Source organism: Psychrobacter sp. GW64-MNA-CIBAN-0177 (assembly GCF_040309585.1).
In the GTDB taxonomy this organism is placed as follows: Bacteria; Pseudomonadota; Gammaproteobacteria; order Pseudomonadales; family Moraxellaceae; genus Psychrobacter; species Psychrobacter okhotskensis.
Window position 1 is genome coordinate 1 of the sequence record NZ_JBEOOY010000030.1, and the last position, 26,533, is coordinate 26,533.

Sequence of the window (26,533 nt, forward strand, 5' to 3'; positions counted from 1 at the left end):
AGCTATTTGACGATGTTTGGCAAGATTTAACCATTTTTAGCCCATTTAGATTGCTATCGGTTGAATTGAGGACACGCTCTAGGGTATTGCTGATATTAATTTTTTGTCGCCTCTGTCTGCGCAGGCACAGCAAGCAAGAAAAATTGATATCAGCAGGGCGTCGTGTATCGATATTACTTTTCACTGACTATAGTTTCGTTGATTAAATATAATCAACCAGTACTGGATTAATAAAAAAATCTTCAAGCTATAGTATATAGAGCTTGAAGTTTTTTATTTTAAGGAGATGCTTTCACTGTTGTACTGAAATAGACAGACAGTCTATTATAAAAACGTGACAGCATTCATCTCGTTTGAAGTATCATATAGCCCTCTGCAATCAAACATGGGTACCACGAATAGGGTAGTCGTTTTTTCGAACAAAAGACAATCCGTTGGCAAGGGCTTCAAGCTCAGGTCTGGCAAATGGGGCATTAGAGATGTCAATGATTTGAATCTCTTCTTTAGCATTAATAACGAAGACACCAGGCTCTGCAAAAGGATGATCGGTTTCTTTTTCAGAACGTGGGTCGGAGATATAAAGCCCCAAGGTATTCATCTGCTCAACAGTCAAGCTATAAGCTATTGGAAAGCTGATATCCAGCTCTTCTAAATGCGCCTCTAGCTGCTGTTTACTATCACCTGATACAGCAATGATGTCGACGCCAGCATCAGCGAATGATGATTTTACCGTTTCTAATTGATTGAGATATTTAGTACAGATCGGGCAATGTTTACCGCGATAAACCACCACTAACTTCCAATCGTGACCATTTTCAGGCTTGCCTAAGGTTTTCATTTCACCATCTAACATTGGTACTTGTATGTCAGGGAATTGACTACCGGCGCGGAGTTTTTGAGTATCTTTTGCTTGCATCATATTATCCTTTGAGGTGTTGTATTAATGTGAGTGATGAGGGTTAAAAAACTTATTTAATTATTGGGTAATGAGTGTTTGTGAATAAGTTAGCGTAAACCTTGCTAAGCATTCCATTAAAGGCTGGTTACGCCTACTTTAACTGGACTTGAGCAATCATTCAAGATAAAATTGGCTAATTACTCAAACGATACAGCCATGCTGACTTCATATAGAGGTCATGGCTTTGAGAAGTTGGAAGATATTATGTCACGTACCACACTATACAATCGTCACGAAGCCTTGGAGCGTGCTATACAGCTGTTCTGGCAAAAGGGCTTTCATGCCACTTCCTTAAAAGATATCGAACAAGCTCTCGATATGCGGCCGGGAAGTATCTATGCGGCGTTTGGTAATAAGGATGGGCTGTTTCAAGAAGCACTCGATCATTATGCTAACGCTTCGCTGACTGAGCTTGAACGCATACTCGCCAGCCACGAGTCCCCTTTATTAGGATTGGCGGCTTATATGCGTCAGCTTGGCGGTATCTGTGATCAAAAGATACCGAGTCGAGCTTGTATGTTGGTCAAAAGCTTACTCGAGCTTGGTGCTCGTGAGCAATCAGCGTTAGATAAAGTAGAAAAATTACTGGCTGGCATGGAAACACGTTTTACAAAGTGTTTCGTTGAGGCGCAGCGCCTAGGCGAGCTTGATAGTGATCTTGATGCGACTAGGCTGGGGCGACGCTTGCAGGCTGAAGTGATGGGCTTGCGTGCCTTTGCTCAGCGTGATGTTGATAGTGCAGCGGTGCAAGCATTGGCTGAAGATATGGCATTGTCTATAGAAAACATGCGTAATGGCGCGTTTGTTAATTAGACTGCTAACTGGTTTAGGCAAGAGTGATCTTTAGGATAATTAAAAGCTAAGCTGAGAACCAAGCAATATGCAATAAGGTCAATTATCGGTATGAATAAATGAGAAAAGGGCTGCTCAAATATTAAATTTTGAGTTGCCCTTTTTTATATCTGGATTTTAATAACTGATTTTGCCAAATCAATTTTGAAATAATCAAAAATGCTTTTTACTCTGGTAGTTCTGCTAAATGCTGCAAGATACTTTTGAAGTTCTCTACCCCTTGTGCACCGCTAACCAAGTGTTTTTGATTAAAGATAAAGGAGGGCACACTTTGGATACCTTGCTGCCGCCAGTGCTGCTGCGCTTGACGTACTATTTCGGCAAAGCGTTGATCCTCTAATACCGCGAGTGCTTCACTACGATCTAAGCCAATCTGTGCTGCAATATCTGCCAATATATCTCTTTTAGAGAGGTTTTTAGCATGGGTAAAGTGAGCCATGAATAACGCTTGCTTCAACTCATGCATGTGCCCTTGCTGATCTGCCCAGTGCAGCAGTTGATGCATATCAAAGGTATTATAGGTGCGAGTTTCTTCGGTAAAGTTAAACTCAAATCCCACCTCTGCGCCAGCCTCAGTGATTCGGGCACGACTGGCATCAGACTCCTCTCTACTAGAACCATACTTTTTGGCGATATGCTCACGCCAATTTCTCCCTTCACTTGGCGTATCAGGGTTCAATTCGAACGGATGCCAATGAATCTCATGTTCAGTGTCCGTTTGCTTTAGTGCTTCAGCCAACTGTCCATAACCAACGGCGCACCAAGGACAAACCACGTCCGATATGATATCTATTCTAAGTGGAGTTTTTGAATTGGTCATAACGTATTCCTTCCTCATTATTGTGCAGGCTCTTTTATTCAACTGATACTAATCTTTGAATGACTTATTTATAAAGGCTTTATTTTTAAACGGCATCACGAGCAACCCCCATAGCGAGGCGTTCTGTTTGGGTGACGGATATTCTTTTAGCCCAATATTTAGCTCGTTATCAGACTTCGTCGCTTCATCTTTATAACTACCAAAAATCCAATCCCACCAAATCACGCTAAAACCATAGTTTGAGTTGGTCTCGCTGACGCTTTGGCTGTGGTGAATACGGTGCAAAATCTGCGTCATTAATATCAGACGAACAGGTTTTTCAATGGCAGGTGGCAGGCGGATATTGGCGTGGTTAAACATTGCTAAGCCATTTAGCGCAATCTCAAAAATCAGTACTGCGATGGCAGGGACGCCCAATAAGCTGACGGCAACGAGCTTCACTAAAATGCTTAAAACGATTTCAATAGGATGAAACCTAAGTCCTGTGCTGGCATCAACATGCGCATCAGCGTGATGGACTTTATGCAGATGCCATAAAATAGGCACGCGATGGAATAATCGGTGCTGCCAGTAAATAATGATGTCGAGTAATATTAAGCTTAATATGATGACAACAATGCTTGGCAAATTGATAATATTAAATAGACCAATTCCATGCTGCTGATTATTAAGCGCCACAGCGGTTAGCCCGACAGGCACGGCTAGACGAGCAATAACGGATGACGCAAACACCAAGCCAAAGTTAGCGAACCAGCGTTTACGGCTTTTGATCGGCGCGGTGCGTGCAGGCATGCGCCATTCAATCAGCATCATAATCACTAAAATGCTCAAAAAAAACCCAAGCCGCCACCATACTTCGTTAGTCATTGCTTACCTCTTAAGGGTTTAAACCAGCAGTATATTGTGACCATATTTTTTTATTTTGAACCGACTATAGCATCAGTCTCTAACTGTTTAAGGGTATGATAGCCGCTATGGATACGGGTAAAAATCGTAATCGCGCAGGCCGTGGCAAAAATGCTAGCGAGTAGTACAAAGTGCTGTGGCCAAAAGCAAAAGGCCACAAACAGCGCAATGGTTTCGGTGCCTTCCGTCAAACCGTTTAAATAATAAAAACTTTTATATTTGAACTGTGGTTTATCCAGTTTAAACTTTTCCGCCGCGATGGCAAACGCTAAAAAGCTAGAGCCTGTACCAATAAAAGCGGCGAGTAGTAAAGCACCTGCAATGGCATTCTGTTCAGGATTTGCCAAGATAAAGCCTAGCGGAACTGCTGCATAAAATAAAAAGTCGAGCGTAATATCTAAGTAGCCGCCTGCACTTGAGCTTTGCTGTGCATGACGAGCTAGCGCGCCATCAAGGCCATCAAAAACACGGTTTAATACAATTGCTGCCAGTGCGCCATACCAAAGCTCAAATGCCAGTAATGGTAAGGCTAACATGCCGATTAAAAAGCCCGCCACCGTGAGTTGATCAGCCGTGATGCCGCGTTTATGTAATACAACGACCACAGGGGCTAGTATCGGCTTAATCATGGGCGTGAGAAATTTGTCTAGCATGCGCTTGCCTTTTGTATTTCGCTTCAATGTTTAAGGTTATAATTCTAAGACTACAGGTTTAGAGCTACAAGTCTAAATGAATCACTTTACCCTTTGCGGCCTCAGCATCGCTATGATCGTGCGTGACCATGATGGCGGGGAGTTTATGAGTACGAATTTGCTCAAATATCAATTGGCGCGTATCTACTCGCAGCTGGGTATCGAGCTTGCTAAAAGGCTCATCGAGTAGTATCGCTTTTGGCTCGCTGAGCAAGGTGCGCAGTAGTGCCACTCGTGCTTGTTGTCCGCCCGATAGGTTGTCAGGATGGCGATTTCCCATGCCTGCTAATCCCACTTGTGCCAGCGCCTGTTCTATTTTTTCACTACGCTGTTTTCTATCGCCCATTTTATTGCTTTTAGGCATCGCAAAAGCAATATTACCCGCTACCGATAAATGTGAGAACAGTAGGGCATCTTGATACAGTACTCCAATGTGACGCAGGTGCGTAGGTAAGTAGCTTACATTTTCATCATTCAACCAGACCTCACCAGTAGCGGTAAAACCATTTGGTAAGGTACCTGTTAGCCAATTCAATAAGCTCGATTTACCACTGCCAGATGGGCCCATGACAGTCAATATTTCACCACCAGCAATTTGCTCATCTAGGCTTAGTAATAGCTTGCCTTGTCGATATAACTGTAAGTCTTTTATCTGTAAAGATGATTGCATCAAGGACCCTTTTTTGTGTTTTTAACGACTGATATTTTCACAGCTACCTGACTCTTAACTTAGTATGGACGAACGTAGGCTGTTTCTTTAAAGTGGAGCGCTTATAGATGTTATTTCTAACGAGTGCCACTTTTAAAGAAATACTTCGGCAACACCCATGCCAATATAAAGCCAATTAATGGCAGTATCATTTGGATGATAGCGTACACCGCACTGGTGCGCCTACTGGCACCATTTGCGAGAGTCACCGCTTCGGTGGTGATGGTGGCGATTCGTCCGCCACCTGCCAATAATGTCGGCAAATACTGACCAAAGCTGATTGCCAAACCAAGGGCGATAGCAATTAACAGCGGCGCAAATAATTGTGGTAATTTTACCTGCAAAAATACTTTAACAGGAGTTGCACCAAGGCTTGCGGCTACATGAGCAAAACGCGGGTCTAGACGCCTGTAGCTACTGGCAAGCGATAAAAACACATAAGGCAGTACAAAAAGCAGATGGGTAAACGCCACATTAAAAAACGCCGTTTGGTTATTTACCAGTTGCTGTAGCCATACCAAACCAAATAGAAACGCAATGCTCGGCACTAACAGTGGCAAATAGATAATGAAACTGGTAAATTTTGAGAGTGGTTTTTTACTTAATTGTTCAGCTTCTAGACATAATAAAGTCAGCACAATGGCAAATACGGTGCTCACGATACCGATTGTGATGGTATTAAATAATGGCGTACCCATTTGCGTAAAGGCACTTTGAAAATGTAATAACACCAATTGCTCTGGCAATACGGCGGGAAAGCGCCAAAAACCAGCTACTGACCACATGACCAGACCAATGAGCGCCAGCAAAATAAAGCCAATCAATACAGTGGTCAACGCGGCAGTGATTTTTTGCCATAATGCATCGGCATAGTGGCGCTTGCCATTTATCAACGTGCTGTTAAAACAAGTTTTTATCGCTCTCTCGCTACCAAGCCACAAGGCGATTAAGCTACCCGTCAATGCCAATTGTAATAACGCGCCCGCCGAGGCTTTTATACGTAGGTTTAAATCCACATCGTTAAACCATTGCATGATAGTAACCGCTAGCGTTGGCGGCGTGTTTGGACCCAATATCAATGGCATCTCTACGCTGGCACTGGCATAGGCAAGAACGGCTAAGATAGGCAAACGTAAAAAAGGATAGAGGACAGGGAGTACGGCTTTAAAAAAGGCAGTGATGGGATAATAGCCGAGATTTAGCGCAACTTTATATTGTTGACGCAGCTTTTTACCAAGCTCTGGTTGTGCCAAAGCCCCTAGTGCCATAAGTAATAAAAATGGCAGCTCTTTTAACGTCAAACCTAAAATAATACTGATGCCGTACGGGTCATGTGGAAACATACCGCCTGGCGCCAACTCCCAGCCACTTAGCCACGGTGAAATAAGGCGCGAAAACATACCAGAAGGCGCAATCAAAAAGCCAACCGCGATGGCTGCCGCTGCATGAGGAATGACCAAGATTGGACTCAGCAAACGCTCAATACGGGTCAGCCAAATACTATTAAAAAATGCCGCCAATATCATTAAGGCCATGACAAAAGCGAATAGCGTGCTGATTAATCCAGTAGCGATGCTCAACGCTACCATTTGGATAAGACCAGGCGTCTGCCAAAGATCGTTAAAGCCTTGTAGACCAAAAGTCGTTTGCTCAAGTGCAGGCACCCAGCTAAAGGCAGGTAACAGCACGCTGAGTAAACCACCGAGTACCGGTAATATCAGTAGCAGCAGTAAAAATGTCGGACTCAAGGAGACGGTACGCGTAAATAGATCTGTTTTATAAGGCGCGGTTATGCCAGTGCTTGTTGCGGAATTGACGTTTTTCTTCTCCCTTTTATTATTAGAATCTTTACTCATGGGCTGACTCCATAACGTGTCTGCCAGCCTTGCATAATGGCATCAACCCAGCTCGGATGTGGTTCATTCACGGTACGTTTTATAGCGTCAACAGGTAGGGCGCTCGGATGCGGTTTGTTAGTCTTGAATAGCGCTTGTTGCTCAGGGTCGAGCGTCGATTGGACGAGTACGGTTTTATCACCCCACACAGCAGGCGTTTGCTTTCTAGCCTGTGCTTCTGGGCTTAGCAAGAAGTTTGCCACTAGCTGCGCGGCTTGTGGGTGGCTGGCGTTATAAGGAATCGCCACAAAATGGGTGTTGCTTAAGCTGCCATCGCTCATGGCATAGCTACGAATGCTCTTGGGTAAGTCATAACGCTGCACGGCCGCAGGAATTTCAGGCGCGGAAAAGCTAAAGGCTAAGCTAAGCTCGGTATCATCGACCAAACGCCGCATGTGCGCGCCCGTTTGCACAAATTGGTCACCCTTGCGCCATAAGGTGGGATGCAAATCATCTAAAAACGTCCATAAAGGGGCTAATATAATATCTGTATTTTGCTCAGTGGCTGGCAAGTTGAGCTGTGCTTTGATATTTTTGCCTGTATTCGCATCTTGCTGCTCGTGCAGCATGACTAAAGCGTATTTTAAAAAGCTCATGCCTAAAAAGTCAGGTGGCTTTGGATAGCTAAAACGCCCGGGGTTTTGCGCTGTCCAATTGACTAGCTCATTTAAAGTGGTTGGTGGCTTGTTAGTTGATAAGCTGTCGTAATAAAAGGTCAGCGAGGCTTGTCCCCATGGTGCTTCCATACCATTAGTCGGTACACCAAAATCAAAGTTAACGGCAGGATTATTCTCTGGATCGGTCAAGGCAAAGTTAGGCAGCTTGTTCGCCCATTGTTTCAGTAATAACGAATTCTCACTCATGGTGGCAAAGTTTGCGCCATTTATCCAGATGAGATCAACGCTGCCTTTATCATTGTTGTTGGCAGACTTTTCCGCGAGTACGCGACTAACGGCTTCACTGGTGTCGCTCAATTTGACATGAACCAAATTAATATTATATTTGTCATCCACTTCTTCAGCGGCCCACTGTAGATAGGCATTTATTTGCGGGTCACCGCCCCATGCATAGAAGTAAACGTCTTGGTTTTTACCTTGGGCTTCTATCTGCTGCCAAGATGATAAAGTTTGATTAAGGTCATCGGTAGTGGGTGAGGCAGTGCTTGCTGATATGCCAATGCAAACGCTAAGCACCATAGCATAGGTGCTATAGCGGCTTAGATGTTTTAGCGTTGGCAAAGCTAGTAAAGATTTAATAACGTACATTTATGTTCTCGTTATAACCCGTGTTAAACGTCATTCAGTCATATATTCTGAAGAGTGCTGTTGGGATAAATTTTTTGAAGCCTCTGGAGTGACGAAGTCACACAGCAAGCGAAGAAAATTTGTACCAACAGCACTTATTTCTAAAGCAAATCGATCGTCTAAAAGTTGATAAACTAATGAGTGCCAACAGCATTGAGTTTCACTGGAAAGCTAATCACCCTCGACGCCATGTATGATATTTCTCAAGCCAGTTTAATACCGTTTCAGGCGCATGATTGCGTTTCCATTCACCAGCCGCGTATTTATTACCCTCCGCCCATGTCGGGTACATATGAATGGTGCCGAGTATTTTATTCAGCCCTAAGCCATGCTTCATCGCTAATATAAATTCCGGCATGATGTCTCCAGCATGCTCAGCGACGATGGTCACGCCGAGTATTTTATCTTTGCCTTTCGGCGTAATGACTTTGATAAAGCCATCGTTGGCGCTTTCCGTCACCGCACGATCTAAATCTTTAAAGTCATAGCGAGTAATTTCAAAGTCGATGCCTTTTTCAATAGCCTCTTGCTCATTTAAGCCAACGCGTGCGACTTCTGGATCAATAAAAGTCGTCCACGGAATCACGCGGTAATCTACTTTAAACTTCTTTAGATGCCCAAACAAACCATTTACGGCGGCGTACCATGCCTGATGGGAGGCCACGTGAGTAAACTGATAAGGGCCAACGACATCACCAGCAGCGTAAATATTGGGGTAGAGGGTTTCTAAATAGTCATCGGTCTCGATGGTACGTTCAGTTTCAATCCCTAAGGTTTCTAGGCCATAGCCTTCTAAGCGCGCACTACGTCCAACGGCACAAAGCAATTCGTCATATTCAATAGCGATCTCTTGCTTATCTGTACCGCTTTTTTTAACTGTACTGTCGTCTTGCGCTTCAACGATAATAAATTTTTTACCATCGCGAGCTTCACAGCGAATCGCTTGATGCGAGGTTAAGACATTCACGCCACTCTCGACGAGTACTTTGTGTGCAAATTCAGAGACTTCCACGTCTTCTTTTTTCATGAGACGCGCGCCTCTTTCGATTTGGGTAACATTGGAGCCTAAGCGTGCAAAAGCTTGTGCTAGCTCAGAACCGATTGGCCCGCCGCCAAGTACCACTAGCTTTTTCGGTGCTTCTTCTAACTCGGTAAACTTGTTCCAAATAGTATCGCTGGTCACATAGCCGGTTTCTTCCAAACCCGGCAAATCTGGGATAAATGGACGCGCGCCAGTAGCGATAACAATGGAACGTGCGGTGAGTTTTTGCGTGCCGCCATCGTTTAGCGCAATCTCTACCGTCCACGGATCGATGAATTTGGCATAACCTTTTAGCACTTCGACACCCAATTCCGTATAACGCTCGACGCTATCGTTTGGCGCGATATCAGCGATGACTTTATGGATACGGCTCATGACGTTTTTGAATGAGAACTTTGGTGGTGTATTTTCTAAGCCGTAACGCTCAGCATTGCGCATCTGTTCTGCGACTTTTGCGCTTTTAATCAAAGCTTTACTCGGTACACAGCCATAATTTAAGCAGTCGCCACCCATTTCACCCGCTTCGATTAAAGTCACTTTTGCTCGGACGGTGGCTGCAATATAGCTGGTGACTAGCCCGCCAGCACCAGCGCCAATCACAATCATATTACGGTCGAATTGTTTAGGTTTGTTGTAGTTTTTATAGACGCGGCGTTTTTTTAGCATATTTAATATCCCTTTTGCTATTAATGGGAAGAAACCTAACAACGCAAATGAGACAATTAAATTAAACGATAAAATACCTGAAAGGCTATCGATTTTCCCCAACTGTGTACCTGCATTGACGTAAACCAAGGTGCCGGCGAGCATACCAACTTGGCTGACCCAGTAGAATGTCCTCGCTTTAATCGCAGTGACGCCCATGAGTAAATTAATCAAAAAGAACGGAAATATCGGCACTAAGCGCAGGGTAAATAAGTAAAACCCGCCTTCTTTTTCAACGCCAGAGTCAATGGCTGCTAAGCGTTCCGGAAAGCGCTGTTTAATCGTATCACGCAGTAAATAACGTGAGGTTAAAAAGGCCAGTGTCGCACCAATACTAGAGGCAAATGAGGCGACCAATAAGCCTTGCCATAAGCCAAATAACGCTCCAGCTGCTAAGGTTAAAATAGCTGCACCAGGTAAGGATAGGGCGGTGACGACGACATAAAGTAAAAAGAACCCACCGATAATTAATAGTGGTGATTGCGCTTTATAGTCGTTAAATTGCGCCATCGACCCTTTTAAGCCGTCAAGCGTCAATAGTTCGTTGAGGTCAAAGTAAAAAAAGCCAATGACTAACATCAATACGGCTAATATTAAAACTATCTTTTTAATCATGGATTATCCAGCTATATAGTCATGCAAAATAGTCATGCAAAGGGGCGGATGTGGATGACAGCATTTAAAAAAGTCTTACTTCTAGACGCATCGTTATGTCATCAGTCTTACTATAATCTACTTTTTTATTATTCGTCGTTGCATATGGTTTTTTAGTTTGTAGATCAAAATAACTACTCAGACTTACTAGCAGCTGTCTTAAGCTTGAGCTGATAAAGTCTTTTACCCAAACTTAAACCACTCGAATGCCTTATCAAAGATAGGGCAATACATGCAAACAATGTGGTTTAATTTGAGTGAATGCTCAAATGCAAATAAAATGGCTAATATAGGTCTGTTAGGCATTGTAAGGGTTATTGAATGGTTGTTCAAATTTATCTGACAGGTAACAGGTAACAGGTGACAGGTGACAGGTGACAGTTTTATAAAATAGCGATGAACATTTATTATAATTTTCTTAATTGCTCAATTAACCAGCGATGTATACCACTGTCATTAGTACGTGGATGCCAAGCGGCTATTACCTTAAAGGTGGGCGGTAAGGCTTCTACTTTAAGCTCTTTAACTTTATCGTTTGGCAGTAGTCGCGCAGGATAAAAGGCAATCATGTCGGTGGTATGCAGAATATCTGGCACGGCTGAAAAGCTAGGTACTGACATCACGATGTTTCGCTTAAGGCCTTTTTCAGCGAACCATTGGTCATGAGAGCCGCGCAAATTAGCACGCGAAGGCGATACCACCAGTTGCGGCTGTGCGGCGATTTGTGTCAGTGTTAGTGCCTCTGTTGCAAAGGTGTTTTTACAACCAGTAATGCATAAATGTTGCTCTTCAAGCAGCGTCACATACGATAAATTATCAGGAATAAATTCGGGAAAGGTAATGAGTAGATCAAGTTCACCTGCCGCAATCAGCTGATTGATGTTATCTGAAGCAAAGTCGCGCACTATCAACCTCAAATCAGGCGCTTCACGGCGCGTTATATTAAACAGTTGTGGTAATAATGCCTGCGTTGCATAGTCAGTTGCGCTAATCGTAAACACACCCTTATAGGTTTGCGGCGTAAACACCTCGGGCTCTAACAACATTTCTAACTGTTTTAATATATCGTCAATCGGTTGCCGCATCGACAGTGCTTTTGGCGTTGCCACCATACTATTACCTTGACGGATAAACAAACGATCATCAAACAAATCCCGTAGCTTACGCAACTGCTCACTGATCGCCTGTTGCGTCAGTCCCATTTTGCGTGCAACTTTTGAGAGATTTTTTAGATCAAATAGTGACTGAAGCACCCTAAGCTGCTTGATATCAAGCCGGTTCATACCATCCATAATTAATACCATTAATAATTGTATCTTAAACAAGAAACGGTTGTTTCTAATTGTACCTGCAAAACGCTATGCTGACCAACATTGCTTAAGTAGCCACTAAATGAGCTATTAAGCATTAAAACAGGCTCAATACATTCAATAATAAGCCATCAGCTGCTTTAAAAGAGATACTTATGACACAAACTATTCCAGATACAAAGACATTATTTTCCTCTGTAGCACTTGGGCCTTATACGCTCAACAACCGTATCGTAATGCCGCCATTGACACGCTCTCGTAGCACGCAACCTGACAATATCCCTAATGACTTAATGGCCAGCTATTATGCACAGCGTGCGTCAGCAGGCTTTATGGTGACGGAAGGTACGCAGATTGAGCCAAGAGGTCAAGGTTATGCTTGGACGCCAGGTATCCATTCATCAGCCCAAGTTGAAGGTTGGAAAAAAGTCACGCAAGCAGTACATGACAAAGGCGGTATTATTTTTGCTCAGCTTTGGCATGTAGGCCGTGTGTCGCACACCAGCTTGCAGCCTAATGGTGCTCAGCCGGTAGGGCCGTCTGATATTACCGCTGATAACGTCAAAGTATTTATTGAAACAGGTCCAGGTGCAGGTGCATTGGCTGATCCAAGTGAGCCACGCGCTCTCAGTACCGATGAAGTTGGTGAGTTGGTAACGATGTATGCGGCCGCTGCGCGCAATGCATTGGAGGCGGGTTTTGATGGGGTAGAGCTGCATTGTGCTAACGGTTATTTGGTCAATCAGTTTATCTCTGAGCACACCAATCACCGTGATGATCAATATGGTGGGTCGTTGACCAATCGTTTGCGCTTCTTAAAAGAAATCGTCGCTGCTGTCAGTGATGTGGTGGGTGCTGATCGTTTAGGCGTACGCTTTGCGCCATTATTTGCGAGTACGGATGAGACGCGCGTGTATTTAGGCTTGGTAGAGTCAGATCCCCATCATACCTATGTCGAAGCAGTCAAATTGCTTGAGCAAGCGGGTATTGCTTATTTGTCCATTGCAGAAGCTGATTGGGATAATGCGCCTGATTTACCAGACACTTTTTATCAAGCAGTCAGAGCTGAGTTTTCAGGACGTATTATTTATGCGGGTAAATACACTGTGCAGAAGTCGGTCGATATACTATCTAAAGGTTATGGGGATTTATTCGCGTTTGGTCGTCCTTTTATCGCCAATCCTGATCTGCCAGAGCGTATTGCCAATAACTGGCCGTTGAATGAAGTAGATCCTACCACGATGTATGGTGGTACTGATGTGGGCTACAGTGATTATCCTTACTATCAAGAATAGCAAAGTACATAAACAGTGACTGAGATAAGGCCATTAATACTAATGGCCTTATTTTCATTTATAAATTTGTGACTTGTTGGATATTCACAGACAGTCAATCTTTAAGCGACAATTATTGTTTTTGTCGCTTAAAGGTTTTTCTTTTATCGTTTTATCAATAGGTAGTAGGCAATGAATCAGAATTCCAAAGACAGGCTGATACGCATATTAATAGGGTATGTTGGACTTTATCCGACGCTCTTAATCGTATTAACGCTATTAAAGCCTGTGACCCAAGGTCTAAGTTTGCCCGTAGTGGTGTTGATTGAGACAATAATCCTCGTTCCGCTGACACAAATGGTGTCATTCCCACTAGCAGGCAGGCTTATTGAGCGTTTAAGAAGAGAAAAGTAGAGGTCTTAGGTTACTATTTGAATCACAACATTTTCATTACAATCATCGCCATGACGACGGATACAATATAACGCACTTCTAAAAATCAAATAACAACTTAGACCATAAGGACGGCTCATGACTAAAACTATTTTAATTACTGGCAGCACTGATGGTATTGGTAAACTTGCGGCTTTAAAGTTAGCAGAAGCGGGACATCGAGTGTATTTGCATGGCAGAGATGCTGACAAACTTAACAGGGTCATTACAGAAGTCAAAGCAGTGTCAAAAGGTGCAGCGGTAGATAATATTGATGGATTTGTGGCTGATTTTTCAGATTTAAATGCAGTACGTCATATGGCTGTAGAAGTAAGCGAAAAACTGTCAAAGCTTGATGTGCTGATTAACAACGCAGGGATTTATACCACTGCATCGGCCATGACCAAAGACGGATTAGACGTACGATTTGTGGTCAATTATTTAGCGCCTTACAAGCTGACCAACGCCTTGTTACCGCTACTCAAAAAATCTAATAAAGCGCGCATCGTCAATCTAAGTTCAGCAGCTCAAGCGCCGATATCCTATAAAGCATTTGCAGGAAACGAGCATCTCAATGATAAAGAGGCCTACGCGCAAAGTAAGCTGGCGCTCACGATGTGGAGTATGGACTTAGCCGATACCGTCGCAGGCAATAGTATCAGTGTGATTGCTGTCAATCCAGGCTCGTTACTCAATACCAAAATGGTCGATGCGGCTTACGGACAATATTGGTCCTCAGCAGATAAAGGGGCGAATATCCTAGCGGAGTTGGCTATCTCGGATGAGTTCTCTGATGATACGGGCAAATACTTTGATAATGATATTAAAGATGGGGCACATGGCGATGCTAGAGGCGAGTTCGGTCAACCGCATGCCGATGCTTTAAATAAAGAAGCCATTACAGCGCTTAAACGCCAAACTCAGGCAGTATTAAAATCGATTTCTACATAAGACTTATAGTCAGTCGGATCATTTATTGGATACCATAACAAAGTGAATGCACTCAAAATCATCATAGTATATAAACATAGGAAGCCATTATGAACACGCAAGCAAACCAAGCCATCACCCTCGTTGCCACTATTGAGATCAAACCTGAACACACTGAACAAGCCAAATCTGAGCTACTCAAGCTAACCAAAGCGTCACAGGCTGAAACAGGCTGTATTCAGTATAACCTACATCAAGACAATGCCAATCCTAATAATTTTGTCACTTATGAGGTTTGGGAAAATCAGGAGCTGATGGAGCAGCATGGACAAAGCGAGCATTTTCAAAACTTTGTTAAAGTGACAAAGGATATGATCGATAACTTTGTTATCACTGAGATGACCTTTATCGCGTAAATTTTACCTAGGGCGTGTCCTCATTTTAAAGATAAGGATAAAAGTACAGTCCTATAGACTTCAAAACTCCCACAGCTTTAGCTTTTATAAATAAGTGGTTGCAGAGTGGTATGCCATATTTATGCAGTGCAGCTACCACGCAACGAGCGTCAAAAAATATAGTACATGCATTGGTAGCTAATGACAAAGCTCAAAGCTCAAAGCTCAAAAGCCATTAGCTACCAATACTGCCTCTTCGCTAGCTTTCCAAAAGCAGACTGTCCTTTTATTCTCCTATAGTCAATCCCCTATAAAAAAGTTCCGACGTTAACCTCGCTTGAAGTATCACATATACATCGTCACTCAGTTGCTTTGTAGTACTTTTACATTGGATCAACTACAACAAATACGACATCAGCTTCCTCTGTTTGTAGTTGATGACGGCATTAATGACTATATAACCAAATCCATATAAACCCGATGTATTCTCGATAACCCTGCTAATGTATAGATTGCACTTGGTTTCCATGTATGAAAAATATTTGAATTCAACTATATATATCCTATCCTTCATTGTTCACTCCAACGCTGCGTATTAAAGTTTTATTACACCTCATTAAAAACTGAGTTTTTGATGGTGTGCGGCTGTATGAAATTTTTTTATTTTAATAAAGCCGCACTGACCTTTAAAATAATATTATAGTGATAAAGTAATATAAATTACCATTGTTAAAATATGAGTTGCAACCGCATACTTACTATTTTAGTATATCTAGCAGAGTAAGCAACTTTAAATGAATAGATAGTTTTATATTAAGGTAATTATAATTACCTATTCTACTATTATGGTTTTATACAATTCTAAATTAATGACTTTTCACCAAGTAATATCGTCAAGGAAAGACTATATGAGTATCGAAACCTTAGCCCCAAATTGGATGACTGAAGAGCGCAAAATGGTTTACGAGAGTGCGCTTAAAATGTTTAAAGGTTGGGAACCAAAAGATGAGCAATGGCGAAAGAACGGCATGATTGACCGCGAGGCTTGGGAAGAAGCCGGCGAAAATGGTTTTTTATGTGCCTCAATGCCTGAAGAATATGGCGGCGGTGGCGGCGATTTTCGTGATGAAGTCGCGATTATTTATGCGCAAGCAGAATCCAATCAGTCAGGCTTTGGCGGTATTGTGCATTCAGGAATTGTTGCTCCTTATATATTGAACCATGCAACCGAAGAGCAAAAGAAAGAGTGGTTGCCCAAAATGGCTAGTGGCGAATATATCGCGGCTATCGCTATGACTGAGCCGGGCACTGGCTCTGATTTACAAGCCCTGAAGACTTATGCGATAAAAGAGGGTGATGACTATATTATTAATGGTTCAAAAACCTTTATTACCAATGGTCAGCATGCCAATCTCATTCTGCTCGCTTGTAAGACAGATCGCGAAAAAGGCGCGCAAGGCGTCTCACTCATTGTAATAGAGACTGATGGTTTAGAAGGGTTTGCGCGCGGTCGTAATTTGGATAAAGTTGGCCTGACATCCCAAGATACCTCAGAGCTTTCTTTTAGTAATGTGCGCGTCCCGCAAAAGAATCTGCTTGGTCCGATAGAAGGGATGGGGTTTATTCAAATGATGCAAGAGCTACCTCGTGAGCGCTTATTAATCGCCTTGACAGGCATTGGCGCGATGAAATTGGCTATCAATTTGACGCTTGATTATGTCAAACAACGTGAAGCCTTTGGCAAGCCGGTTTGGAAATTCCAAAACACCAAATTCAAAATGGCAGAGTGTTATGCCAATTATCTAGCCGCTCATAGTATGTGTGACTTAGCGATAGATGCCATCATGGAAAAAAGGCTGTCTATTCCTCATGCCTCGTTAATCAAATATTGGGTCACTGAAAAGCAGTGCGAAGTGATCGATGAATGTGTGCAATTGTTCGGTGGCTATGGTTATATGAACGAGTATCCTATTGCGCGCCTATACGCTGATGCGCGGGTACAAAAAATCTATGGCGGTACCAACGAGATTATGAAAGAGCTTGCTGCTCGCTTTATGTAACTCGTTTTGTTCGAGAAGTGCTGCTGGATTTATTTATTGAAGTTTTGATCACTTATAATTCAGCCGACAATTTGATATTTATTAGCAATTATATTTGTTACCTATTTAAAAAAGTAAAAAGGGATTTTTATGACTGAGACCGCTTATATCTATGACAGCATCCGTACCCCACGTGGTAAAGGCAAAAAGGATGGTTCTTTATACCAAGCGTCGCCCATCTGGTTGGTGCGTGGTTTATTAAAAGAGATGGAGCAGCGCCATAACTTGGATACCAGCTTAGTAGATGACGTTGTCCTTGGCTGCGTCACTCCTGTAGGCGAGCAAGGTTCTGATATTGCTCGTATTGCGGTGCTTGATGCCGACTGGGATCAAAGTGTCGCTGGCGTCACGCTTTCTAGATATTGTGCGTCAGGGCTTGAATCCATCAATCTTGCGGCTGCCAAAGTCATGTCAGGTATGGAAGATTTGGTCGTCGCAGGCGGCGTCGAATCAATGAGCCGAGTACCAATGGGTTCTGACGGTGGCGCTTGGTACATGGATCCACGAGTTAACGCTGCAACTGCTTTTGTACCACAAGGGGTTGGCGCTGATACGATAGCCACACTCAAAGGCTTTAGTCGTACTGATGTTGACGAATTTGCTACTGAATCACATCGCCGCGCTGCCAACGCTTGGGAAAAAGGTTATTTTGATAAGTCAGTGGTGCCTGTCAAAGATCTTAATGGCATGCTGTTACTAGATAAAGATGAGACTATCCGTCCGAATACGACGGTTGAGACGTTAGCAGGATTGAATCCTTCTTTTGTGATGCCCGGTCAGATGGGATTTAATAGCGTTATTTTGGACAAATACACTACTATCGAAAAAGTGAATCATGTGCATCATGCGGGCAATTCATCGGGTATCGTTGATGGTGCCGCTCTATGCTTAGTGGGTAGCGCTGCTGCTGGGAAAAAAGCCGGTCTTAAACCGCGTGCCAAGATTACCATGGCCGCAGTTATCGGCTCAGAACCTGCCATTATGCTAACGGGTCCAACACCTGCCTGCAAAAAGGCCTTGGATAAAGCGGGTATGCAAGCCTCTGATATTGATCTTTGGGAAATTAACGAAGCCTTTGCCGCTGTTCCCATGAACACCGCTCATGATTTTGGTATTTCTCTTGATATTGTCAATGTAAACGGTGGCTCTATTGCTATGGGTCATCCGCTAGGAGCTACGGGCGCTATGCTAATGACTACCGTACTAGATGAGTTAGAGCGTCGTGATCTTAAAACCGCCATGCTGACGTTATGCGTCGGTGGTGGTATGGGAATTGCGACTATCATTGAGCGCGTATAAACCCTCTATTTAATGCATAAAAATGATAATTTTGAGATCATTTAAAGGATAAAAAATGACTACAAATACAGACAGCATCGATATTATTAATAATCTAGCAAACTTTTCAGCGCAACGTGATGATGACGGTATCGTCATGGTAACTATCGATCAAAGCGATCGAAAAATGAACGTTATTGGCGATGGTTTTACCGACGCTTTTGCCACTATGACGGACAGTTTTATTAATGATGAGTCTGCTAAAGGCTTGATCCTAACCTCAGCAAAAGACAGCTTCGTTGTGGGCGCTGATATTGATCAACTATCACGTATTGAGACCGCTGAACAAGCGTTTGATTTAGTCGAAGACTTAAAAGGTAGCCTACGTAAACTTGAAACTTCAGGTAAACCTGTAGTTGCCGCTATGACGGGAACGGCTTTAGGCGGCGGACTAGAGCTTGCATTAGCCTGTCACTATCGTATAGCGATTGACTCTCCAAAAACCAAACTTGGTCTACCAGAAGTTAAGTTGGGTCTATTGCCAGGTGGGGGCGGTACTCAACGTCTACCAAGACTTGTCGGCATTCAAAAAGCGCTTGAGCTGATGACGCAAGGAATTGAGCTACGTCCTAAAGCCGCCTTAGATATCGGTCTTATCGATGCTACTGCCTCTGATAATGATGATATGTTAGCGCAAGCGAAAGCGTGGATCGAAGCCAATCCGAAAGCGCAGCAACCTTGGGATAAAAAAGGCTTTAAAATCCCTGGCGGCAATAGTATGCATCCTAAAGTGGTGCAAGTATTCTCTATCGCGCCTGCGATGGCTAATCAAAAGTCGCACGGCAACTATCCAGCGATTACTCATATCATGTCTTGCGTCTTTGAAGGCTGTATCGTCGATATCGACACCGGTCTCGAGCTTGAGTCGCGTTTCTTTGCCGCTTGTGTGCTATCCCCTGAATCTAGAAACATGATTGGCACCCTTTGGACGCAACTGAATAGCATCAAAAAGGGCCAGTCACGCCCTGCTGGTTTTGAGCGCTATAAAACTAAAAAAGTGGGTATTTTAGGTGCGGGCATGATGGGTGCGGGAATCGCTTATGTCAGCGCAAAAGCAGGACTAGATGTGGTACTACTCGATACTGAATTGGCAGGTGCCGAAAAAGGCAAAGGGTATTCTACCAATCTTTTGGATAAAGCGATCACTCGTAAACGCTCTACCGAAGACAAGAAGCAAGCATTACTGGCACGTATTCACCCAACTGTCTCTTATGACGATCTAACAGATTGCGACTTAATCATCGAAGCCGTGTTCGAAAACCGTGAAATCAAAGCCAAGTGTACGCAGCAATCTGAAGCTGTGATTCCAGAATCAGCGGTTTACGCTTCTAATACGTCAACTTTGCCCATAACAGGACTGGCTGAAGCGAGCAAACGTCCGCAGCAATTTATTGGTCTCCATTTCTTCTCGCCAGTCGATAAGATGCCTTTGGTGGAAATCATTGTCGGTGAAAAAACTGACGACGAAACCTTAGCCAAAGCTTTTGATTACGTGCTGCAAATTGGTAAGACTCCTATTGTTGTCAATGACAGTCGCGGCTTTTATACCTCACGTGTATTCGGTACCTATGTATCAGAAGGCGTCGCCATGCTAGGTGAAGGTGTGCATCCACGTAGTATCGAAGTTGCTGGCATGAAAACCGGTATGCCTATGCCGCCGCTAGCGCTACAAGATGAGGTGTCATTGAGCTTAGCCTTGCATGTCATCGAGCAGCAGCAAAAGGATATGGAAGCCGAAGGCAAAACGATGGTGATGCCTCCTTCTTATAATATCCTTAGCGCTTTTGTTAAAGAGCACGATCGCGAAGGTAAAAAGAACGGCAAAGGCTTTTATGAGTATCCAGAAAAAGGCGACAAGCACTTATGGTCTGAGCTGGTGAACTTATACCCAACCACCGCTGAGCAACCATCGCAACAAGATCTTGTGGATCGTTTGATGTTTATTCAAGCCAACGAATCCGCTAAGTGTTTTGAAGAAAATGTTGTACGCTCAGTGGCCGATACCAATATTGGCTCTATCTTTGGTTGGGGGTTTACGCCACATCAAGGTGGTACGTTGCAGTTTATTAATTCTATGGGTGTAGAGCAGTTTGTCGCCCGTAGTCGCGAACTTGCCAAGCAATATGGCGAACGTTTTGAGCCGGCAAATATTCTAGTAGAGATGGCGTCAAGTGGTGAGGTTTTCTCTGATGACTGATTCGATGGCTAATTTAGCTAATGCTATGGATGGCATGAGCGACTGCTTACAAGGATTGCAGGTCATTGATTTGACCCGCAATCTACCAGGACCTTTTGCGACACGTTTGCTTGCTGATTTGGGCGCAGAAATCATAAAAATCGAGCCTAAAGGTGGCGATCCTGCTCGCGCTCTAGGTGGATTGTTCGATGCTTTAAATCATGGAAAAACGATTGAAAAGATAGATTTCCGTAATACTGCAGACATCGAGGCTATTAAGGAGCATCTTAAGAACGCCGATGTCATGCTCGACAGCTTCCGTCCAGAAGTGCTTGAGGGTATGGGACTGGACGCTAAGACCCTGCATGCGATTAATCCAAAGCTGGTCATGGTATCTATTACTGGTTATGGCACTGCTGATAGCGATAACATCACTCATGACTGGGCGGCTAAAGCGGGTCATGACATTAACTTTATGGCGATGAGTGGCGTACTTGACCAGCTCAAGACGGCTGATGGCGATCAGGCAATGCCTAATGTCCAGTTTGCAGACTTAGCAGGCGGTAGTGATACGGCTGTCATTGCCTTACTTGCAGCGGTCTTTGCTGCTCAGCGCACGGGCAAAGGTCGACATGTCGCAGTCAGCATGACGCATAGCTTATACAATCATATGATTATGCCTAAAGCTACGGGGACGCTCGTTAAGAGCTTCTCGGGTCAAAATCCGCCACCACACTATGACTTTTTAGGTGGGTTATTACCATGCTATCGCTTATACAAAACTTCAGATGATCGCTACATGGCGGTGGGTTCGCTTGAGCTGAAATTTTGGCAAGGATTATGTGAGGTTTTAGAGCTGCCGCAGTACAAAGATGCTCATTGGCAGCGCGGAGTTATGCCTAATCTGCCAGCTAGTCAAGAAGCTGCTAAAGCGGTTACTGATAAATTTGCCAGTCAGCCGCTTGATTTTTGGCAACAAGCATTTGAGGCTACAGACGTTTGCGCCACTCCTGTACTGACGTTAGAAGAGGCCAAAGCACATCCACTATTTGCCCATCAGGACGAGCATCACTCAACAATAGGATGGCAAGATATCAAAGAATAATTATCAAAGCTGAATTTTGAAATCATTTATTCTTTAAACTCATTACCAAGGAAGGTAAGTTATGGATAAGTTTTGGACACAGGGTTATCCAAAAGGGGTGAACGCCCAAATAGCCCCGCCGCACAGTACCGTGATTGATATAATCAATGATAAGTTAATAGAATATGCTGATCGAGAGTTCTCTAGCAATATGGGCGTTAGCTACTCTTATGCCCAAATTGACCAGATATCATTAACGATTGCCGCGTGGATTCAGAACTTAGGCTTAGCCAAAGGCTCAGTCATCGGTATTATGATGCCCAATGTTCATCAGTACTTGCCTATTGTTATAGGGATCGTTCGCGCAGGTATGGTGACGACCTTAATCAACCCACTATATAGTCCCCGCGAATTGAGACATCAGTTGATTGATTCTGATGCTGCGGCAATTTTTATCTTAGAGCCTTTCTGCAATACTTTAGAAAAAATAGTCAAAGATACTCCAGTCAAAACTGTTGTCATTAGCAAAATTGGCGACATGCTAGGTACAGCGAAAGGGACACTTGTAAACCTTGCCGCTAACTATGTCAAAAAAGCTATCCCTAGTTATCATTTAAAATCTAACGCTAATTATGAGGTCACTAGCTATAAGTCACTGTTAAAAAACGGCAAAAACTTGCCTTACTCTCGCCCTGCTATAAAACCTGATGACTTATTGATGTTGCAATATACAGGGGGCACTACGGGTGTCGCTAAGGGTATTTTGATTAGCAATAAAAACGTGGTGACGGCGACTTATCAGTTCGTTGAATGGTTTAAACCGGTTTATGCGGACGTTGCTGATAACATCCAGATGAATAGTATTATTGCCCTGCCGCTTTATCATATTTATGCCTTTATCTGCTCGATAGTAGGATTGAGCGTAGGTCAACATCTCACCTTAGTCACCAATCCACGTGATATTCCTGGCTTTATTAAGATTCTAGCTAAACGTCCTTTCCACTTTCTTCCTGGCGTCAATACTTTGTTTCAAGCTTTTGTCAATAATCCCGAATTTAGCAAATTAGATTTTTCAGAATGCAAATTGACCGTGGTTGGCGGTATGGCAGCAACCCCTGAGACAGCAAGGCGCTGGCTTGAAGTCACGGGCTTGCCTATTTTAGAGGGGTGGGGAATGTCTGAGACCCTAGGAGTTGGCACTGCCAATCCATTCGATGGCACCGAGTACACTGGCAATGTCGGCCTGCCACTACCCGGAGTCGATATTAGTATCCGTAATGAAGCAGGGGAAATTATCGAATTAGGTGAAGTGGGTGAGATGTGTATCAAAGGCGATAACGTCATCGCTAGTTATCATAATCTTGACAATGCTGGTTTTTTCACTGCTGATGGTTATCTAAAAACTGGCGATATCGCGTCTATGAACGAGCAGGGCGCTATCAAAATTTATGACCGTAAAAAAGACATGATTATTGTCAGCGGCTTTAATGTTTATCCTAACGAAGTCGAAAACATCATTGAAACTCATCCTAAAGTTGTCGAATGTTCTGTTGTTGGTATTGTTGATGAACGGCAAGGTGAATCGGTCAAAGCTTATGTTGTTAAAGCCGATCAGAGTTTGAATGAAAACGAGATAAAAGCGCTTTGTAAAGAAAATCTAGCAGGCTACAAATGCCCTCGCCATATTGAATTCATAACCGAGTTACCCAAATCTACCGTAGGTAAAACACTGCGCCATGAGCTTAGAAAATCAGCGAGTAGCGTTTAAATCCAGTTTTAATATTTGGTGGTGTATCAAAAAGTATGCTGGGGTAATAAAGGAAGGGTGACAGTCAAAGCAAGATGATATATTTGAGGTTATGAAGACACAAATACAGATCAATTGCCCCGACTGTCACAGTCTTAGTCTAAAGAAAAATGGTATAAAAAGCTATGGTAAGCAAAACTACCAGTGTAAGGACTGCAAACGACAATTTATTGGTGATCATGCTTTAACCTACCAAGGTTGTCACTCTCAAATAGAAGATAAAATACGGCTAATGACGGTTCATGGTTGCGGCGTTAGAGACATAGCGGTTATAGCCTCAGTCAGTATTGGTAAAGTATTGAGCACCATAGGCTCATCTGTTTATAAGATCGCGCCTAAGAAGCGCTACTATGAACGCTTAGAGGTTGATGAGTTCTGGACTTACGTGTATCGCAAGAAGCGTAAAGTCTGGCTCATCTACGCTTATGACCGTGCAACTAATGAGATTGTCGCTTATGTCTGGGGCAAACGTGACCTAAAAACGGCTAAGAAGTTAAGAGCGCGTCTTAAGCAGCTTACAGTCAGCTATGGCTCTATCAGTATGGACAACTGGGACAGTTTTATAACCGCCTTTAAAAGTGATAACAAACGAATTGGCAAACAACATACGGTAGGCATTGAAGGTAATAACTGCCGTCTTAGACACCGGTTAAGACGAGCGGTTAGAAAGACTTGTTGCTTCTCAAAAAAGCTTGATAATCACTTTAAAGTATTCGATCTGGTGTTCTTTTATGTCAATTATGGCTACGTCTAATGCCAGCATACTTTTTAGAACACTACCGAATCATGCATGGCGTTGACCGCTCCGCACGAAGCGGCAGTGGTAATCGTGGCAAACAATGACGTGGCAACAATGCCGAAACGCACTTCTTTGCCCTCCATGTTGCCGCTCACACTGGCATCGGTCAGACCTTGAACTTGTGACGCCAACCAAGGGTTGCCGGCAAGCTCGCTGCTGACGGTCAAAGAATACATCGCTATGAACAAGATCGTCATAGCACTTAAGATAGCGATACCTTGTTTGAGGTTGCCGCTTATTTTGCCAAGACAAAAACAAAGCGACGTTGGGATAAGGAAGATGGCCAACATTTGGATAAAATTAGAAAAGGGCGTGGGATTCTCAAACGGATGAGCAGAGTTAGTATTAAAAAATCCACCACCGTTGGTACCGAGCATCTTAATGGCTTCCTGCGAGGCAACAGGGCCCAAAGCAATCGTTTGCGATTCACCTTGTAGGGTCTGCACATCGGTATACATGGATAGCGTTTGTATGACGCCTTGGCTCATCAACAGCACGGCTATAATTACCGCTATCGGCAGCAAAATATAAAGATTACAGCGCCATAAATCTATCCAAGCATTACCCAAGTGCGTGGTTTTTTTAAATACTAGACCGCGCATTAAGGCAAAAGCCACTACGATACCGGTTGCGACTGATAAGAAGTTTTGCAACGACATACCCATCATTTGGGTCAGATAGCTCATGTTACTTTCGCCGCCGTAAGCCTGCCAATTGGTATTAGTGACAAAACTAATGGCGGTATTCATCGCCAAGTCCCATGTGACGCCTGACATATTGGCAGGGTTTAGCGGCAAGTGTCCTTGCACCAACTGCAACACAAATAACCCCAACAATCCAATGAGATTGAATAGCACAATGGCGAGCGCGTACTGTTTCCAATTCATACCAAAAGCAGGGTTGCCCTTGGTATCTTGACCGATCATACCTAGCGTCGTAAAAATACGGGATTCAAGCCGAGAAACAGGGGCTTGCATCCTTTGCAGCAGGTACCCTGATAGAAAATACCCTAAGGTAAATAGAACGATTAAATAAATAACCAGCTGTGAAAGCGCATATATGGTCATTAAAATGCCTCCGGTTTAATCAGTACATATAACAAATAGATGAATAAACCGAGGGCTAGAAACCCTGCAAAAACTTCCATGACACTCTCCAAAAACGCACAATGAACCATGAATAATGAAGATCAGCGATGGTTAGACTGATCTTTTATTACTTTTTTATTGCTTAGTTATTAATAGGAATAGTATGCCGAGAGAGGTATAAAAGTGTTGTCAAGATAACGCGGTGGGGTATAAAGAAAGTATAAAGATGGGTAATATTTTCCCCTACATTATCTTTATAAATACTAAGATAAATAAAAGGACTTAAATCAGGAGCTGAAATCATGAAAGCAATGACTATCGCCGCCATACTTACCGCAATGACAGTCACTAATATCGCCCGAGCCGAGATCTATAAATGGCAAGATGAGCTATGCGATATGCAGGGTAATTTTGACAATAAAAAATATACCGCCAAGCAAATCAAGAATTCACATTTCGTATTGGAGGGTTTAACGAGGGCAAATCTACAAAGCTTTTTTCCACCGATGAATATTAACGATATAGACAACGTATCGAAGACAGACATAACCAATTTAGATAAAGAGTATGAGTCACTCAAGCGTAAAGTTGAGCCATTAGAAGTCGTACCAGCAGCCCAGACGTATAAGCGTGAGCTACTAAAGTCTATTGAAGGCGAATACGTTCATGATAGATTGAGTATTTTGGCTTATATAGATCCTATACAAGCGATGAGATTGAGCCCGCCGATGTGCAAACAGTATCTTGAACCTTTCTTCAAAAACGAAACTGCCGTACAGCGTAAATGGCGGCAGTTCATTGAACAAAGAATTGAGCAGCAAGCCCTTATGCATAGTGATGGCGGTCAGTCATATCGCAAGTTTGCGACCGAGCGCTATGAGGAAGAAAAAGCCAGCGATCCTGCTAATTATGCCAAAATAAGTTTGTTAACCTTTGGTTTTGGTAACTGCGTCAATAATCAGATTTATCATGCTGACTCTCAAAAAGTCTTTAGTCATTATAATCAACTTAATAAAACCCTCTTTGGCAAAAGTATCAAGAGGGTTTGTGATGAGCCGTAAGCGCTTAACTTAAGCTTAGAAAGTTATAGAACGAAGTAGTAGCGGGTGAGGACTTTACGTATAAAAGCAAAGTTGATTTTATGAATACGATTTAGGATAAGCTCACAGAAAACGAGAGTAGCGCGCGAGCCCATCCCGAATTCTGTGTAACTGCCATTTAGATTAAGTGCTTACTAATACGATCATCAAACATAATCATAAAG

Annotated in this window: 24 protein-coding genes; 12 read left to right on the forward strand and 12 right to left on the reverse strand. The window is 43.3% G+C overall.

Annotated features, from left to right (window positions below; genetic code table 11):
• Window positions 1-184 (reverse strand): hypothetical protein (locus AAEY79_RS13045; protein ID WP_240990890.1); only part of this gene is annotated, 184 nt, incomplete at its 3' end.
• Window positions 185-379: 195 nt separating this feature from the next.
• A complete protein-coding gene (locus tag AAEY79_RS13050; protein WP_265088238.1) occupies window positions 380-919 on the reverse strand; it encodes a peroxiredoxin-like family protein in 540 nt (179 codons plus the stop codon).
• Window positions 920-1,114: 195 nt separating this feature from the next.
• On the opposite strand from AAEY79_RS13050, the gene AAEY79_RS13055 reads away from it, so the two are divergent.
• Window positions 1,115-1,771: a TetR/AcrR family transcriptional regulator gene (locus AAEY79_RS13055; protein ID WP_265088485.1), complete on the forward strand. Its 657-nt coding sequence runs from the start codon at window positions 1,115-1,117 to the stop codon at window positions 1,769-1,771.
• A gap of 205 nt (window positions 1,772-1,976) precedes the next feature.
• Here AAEY79_RS13055 and AAEY79_RS13060 read toward each other — a convergent pair whose 3' ends face one another.
• The 8 genes from AAEY79_RS13060 to AAEY79_RS13095 all read right to left on the reverse strand — a co-directional run bounded on the left by AAEY79_RS13060 (window position 1,977) and on the right by AAEY79_RS13095 (window position 11,829).
• Window positions 1,977-2,630: a DsbA family oxidoreductase gene (locus AAEY79_RS13060; protein WP_201567520.1), complete on the reverse strand. Its 654-nt coding sequence runs from the start codon at window positions 2,628-2,630 to the stop codon at window positions 1,977-1,979.
• Between the two features lie 48 nt (window positions 2,631-2,678).
• Window positions 2,679-3,497 (reverse strand): sterol desaturase family protein, encoded by an 819-nt coding sequence (locus AAEY79_RS13065; RefSeq protein WP_201567518.1) that lies wholly within the window; start codon window positions 3,495-3,497, stop codon window positions 2,679-2,681.
• 50 nt (window positions 3,498-3,547) lie between these two features.
• Window positions 3,548-4,189, reverse strand: coding sequence for a CDP-alcohol phosphatidyltransferase family protein (locus tag AAEY79_RS13070; protein ID WP_201567516.1), 642 nt, complete (start codon window positions 4,187-4,189; stop codon window positions 3,548-3,550).
• A 64-nt stretch (window positions 4,190-4,253) separates the two neighbouring features.
• Entirely contained in the window at window positions 4,254-4,898 is a 645-nt protein-coding gene (locus tag AAEY79_RS13075) for an ATP-binding cassette domain-containing protein (RefSeq protein WP_201567514.1), read from the reverse strand.
• 116 nt (window positions 4,899-5,014) lie between these two features.
• Window positions 5,015-6,793: an ABC transporter permease subunit gene (locus tag AAEY79_RS13080; RefSeq protein ID WP_352288669.1), complete on the reverse strand. Its 1,779-nt coding sequence runs from the start codon at window positions 6,791-6,793 to the stop codon at window positions 5,015-5,017.
• Window positions 6,790-8,097 (reverse strand): ABC transporter substrate-binding protein, encoded by a 1,308-nt coding sequence (locus AAEY79_RS13085; RefSeq protein WP_350587962.1) that lies wholly within the window; start codon window positions 8,095-8,097, stop codon window positions 6,790-6,792. The genes AAEY79_RS13080 and AAEY79_RS13085 overlap by 4 nt, the downstream gene beginning before the upstream one ends.
• 214 nt (window positions 8,098-8,311) lie before the next feature.
• Window positions 8,312-10,498: an FAD-dependent oxidoreductase gene (locus AAEY79_RS13090; RefSeq protein WP_350587963.1), complete on the reverse strand. Its 2,187-nt coding sequence runs from the start codon at window positions 10,496-10,498 to the stop codon at window positions 8,312-8,314.
• A 446-nt stretch (window positions 10,499-10,944) separates the two neighbouring features.
• Window positions 10,945-11,829, reverse strand: coding sequence for a LysR family transcriptional regulator (locus tag AAEY79_RS13095; protein WP_350587964.1), 885 nt, complete (start codon window positions 11,827-11,829; stop codon window positions 10,945-10,947).
• 185 nt (window positions 11,830-12,014) lie between these two features.
• Here AAEY79_RS13095 and AAEY79_RS13100 point away from each other — a divergent pair, with 185 nt between their 5' ends.
• The 10 genes from AAEY79_RS13100 to AAEY79_RS13145 all read left to right on the forward strand — a co-directional run bounded on the left by AAEY79_RS13100 (window position 12,015) and on the right by AAEY79_RS13145 (window position 24,136).
• On the forward strand, window positions 12,015-13,142 hold the full coding sequence (locus tag AAEY79_RS13100; RefSeq protein ID WP_350588005.1) for an alkene reductase: 1,128 nt from the start codon (window positions 12,015-12,017) through the stop codon (window positions 13,140-13,142).
• 171 nt (window positions 13,143-13,313) lie between these two features.
• The gene (locus tag AAEY79_RS13105) at window positions 13,314-13,535 is read left to right on the forward strand and encodes a hypothetical protein (protein WP_350587965.1); all 222 of its coding nucleotides are present in this window, start codon (window positions 13,314-13,316) and stop codon (window positions 13,533-13,535) included.
• A gap of 117 nt (window positions 13,536-13,652) precedes the next feature.
• Window positions 13,653-14,504 (forward strand): SDR family NAD(P)-dependent oxidoreductase, encoded by an 852-nt coding sequence (locus AAEY79_RS13110; protein WP_350587967.1) that lies wholly within the window; start codon window positions 13,653-13,655, stop codon window positions 14,502-14,504.
• Window positions 14,505-14,593: 89 nt separating this feature from the next.
• Window positions 14,594-14,899: a putative quinol monooxygenase gene (locus tag AAEY79_RS13115; RefSeq protein WP_025652889.1), complete on the forward strand. Its 306-nt coding sequence runs from the start codon at window positions 14,594-14,596 to the stop codon at window positions 14,897-14,899.
• A gap of 887 nt (window positions 14,900-15,786) precedes the next feature.
• The gene (locus tag AAEY79_RS13120; protein WP_101211050.1) at window positions 15,787-16,938 is read left to right on the forward strand and encodes an acyl-CoA dehydrogenase family protein; all 1,152 of its coding nucleotides are present in this window, start codon (window positions 15,787-15,789) and stop codon (window positions 16,936-16,938) included.
• 129 nt (window positions 16,939-17,067) lie between these two features.
• Window positions 17,068-18,276 (forward strand): acetyl-CoA C-acetyltransferase, encoded by a 1,209-nt coding sequence (locus AAEY79_RS13125; protein WP_201567495.1) that lies wholly within the window; start codon window positions 17,068-17,070, stop codon window positions 18,274-18,276.
• 55 nt (window positions 18,277-18,331) lie between these two features.
• Window positions 18,332-20,512: a 3-hydroxyacyl-CoA dehydrogenase NAD-binding domain-containing protein gene (locus AAEY79_RS13130; protein WP_350587968.1), complete on the forward strand. Its 2,181-nt coding sequence runs from the start codon at window positions 18,332-18,334 to the stop codon at window positions 20,510-20,512.
• A complete protein-coding gene (locus AAEY79_RS13135; RefSeq protein ID WP_350587969.1) occupies window positions 20,505-21,596 on the forward strand; it encodes a CaiB/BaiF CoA-transferase family protein in 1,092 nt (363 codons plus the stop codon). The genes AAEY79_RS13130 and AAEY79_RS13135 overlap by 8 nt, the downstream gene beginning before the upstream one ends.
• Window positions 21,597-21,657: 61 nt before the next feature.
• Window positions 21,658-23,343: an AMP-binding protein gene (locus tag AAEY79_RS13140; RefSeq protein ID WP_025652884.1), complete on the forward strand. Its 1,686-nt coding sequence runs from the start codon at window positions 21,658-21,660 to the stop codon at window positions 23,341-23,343.
• Window positions 23,344-23,434: 91 nt separating this feature from the next.
• Window positions 23,435-24,136 (forward strand): IS1 family transposase, encoded by a 702-nt coding sequence (locus tag AAEY79_RS13145; protein WP_025652883.1) that lies wholly within the window; start codon window positions 23,435-23,437, stop codon window positions 24,134-24,136.
• 14 nt (window positions 24,137-24,150) lie between these two features.
• Here AAEY79_RS13145 and kdpA read toward each other — a convergent pair whose 3' ends face one another.
• Together kdpA and kdpF are read right to left on the reverse strand one after the other, a co-directional pair.
• Complete coding sequence (gene kdpA / locus AAEY79_RS13150) at window positions 24,151-25,248, reverse strand: potassium-transporting ATPase subunit KdpA (protein ID WP_227502382.1); 1,098 nt, start codon at window positions 25,246-25,248, stop codon at window positions 24,151-24,153.
• Complete coding sequence (kdpF, locus tag AAEY79_RS13155) at window positions 25,248-25,358, reverse strand: K(+)-transporting ATPase subunit F (RefSeq protein WP_084212332.1); 111 nt, start codon at window positions 25,356-25,358, stop codon at window positions 25,248-25,250. Before kdpF ends, kdpA begins: the two co-directional genes overlap by 1 nt.
• 213 nt (window positions 25,359-25,571) lie before the next feature.
• Here kdpF and AAEY79_RS13160 point away from each other — a divergent pair, with 213 nt between their 5' ends.
• Window positions 25,572-26,330, forward strand: a complete 759-nt coding sequence (locus AAEY79_RS13160; protein WP_025652882.1) for a hypothetical protein — start codon at window positions 25,572-25,574, stop codon at window positions 26,328-26,330.
• Window positions 26,331-26,533 lie beyond the last annotated feature (203 nt).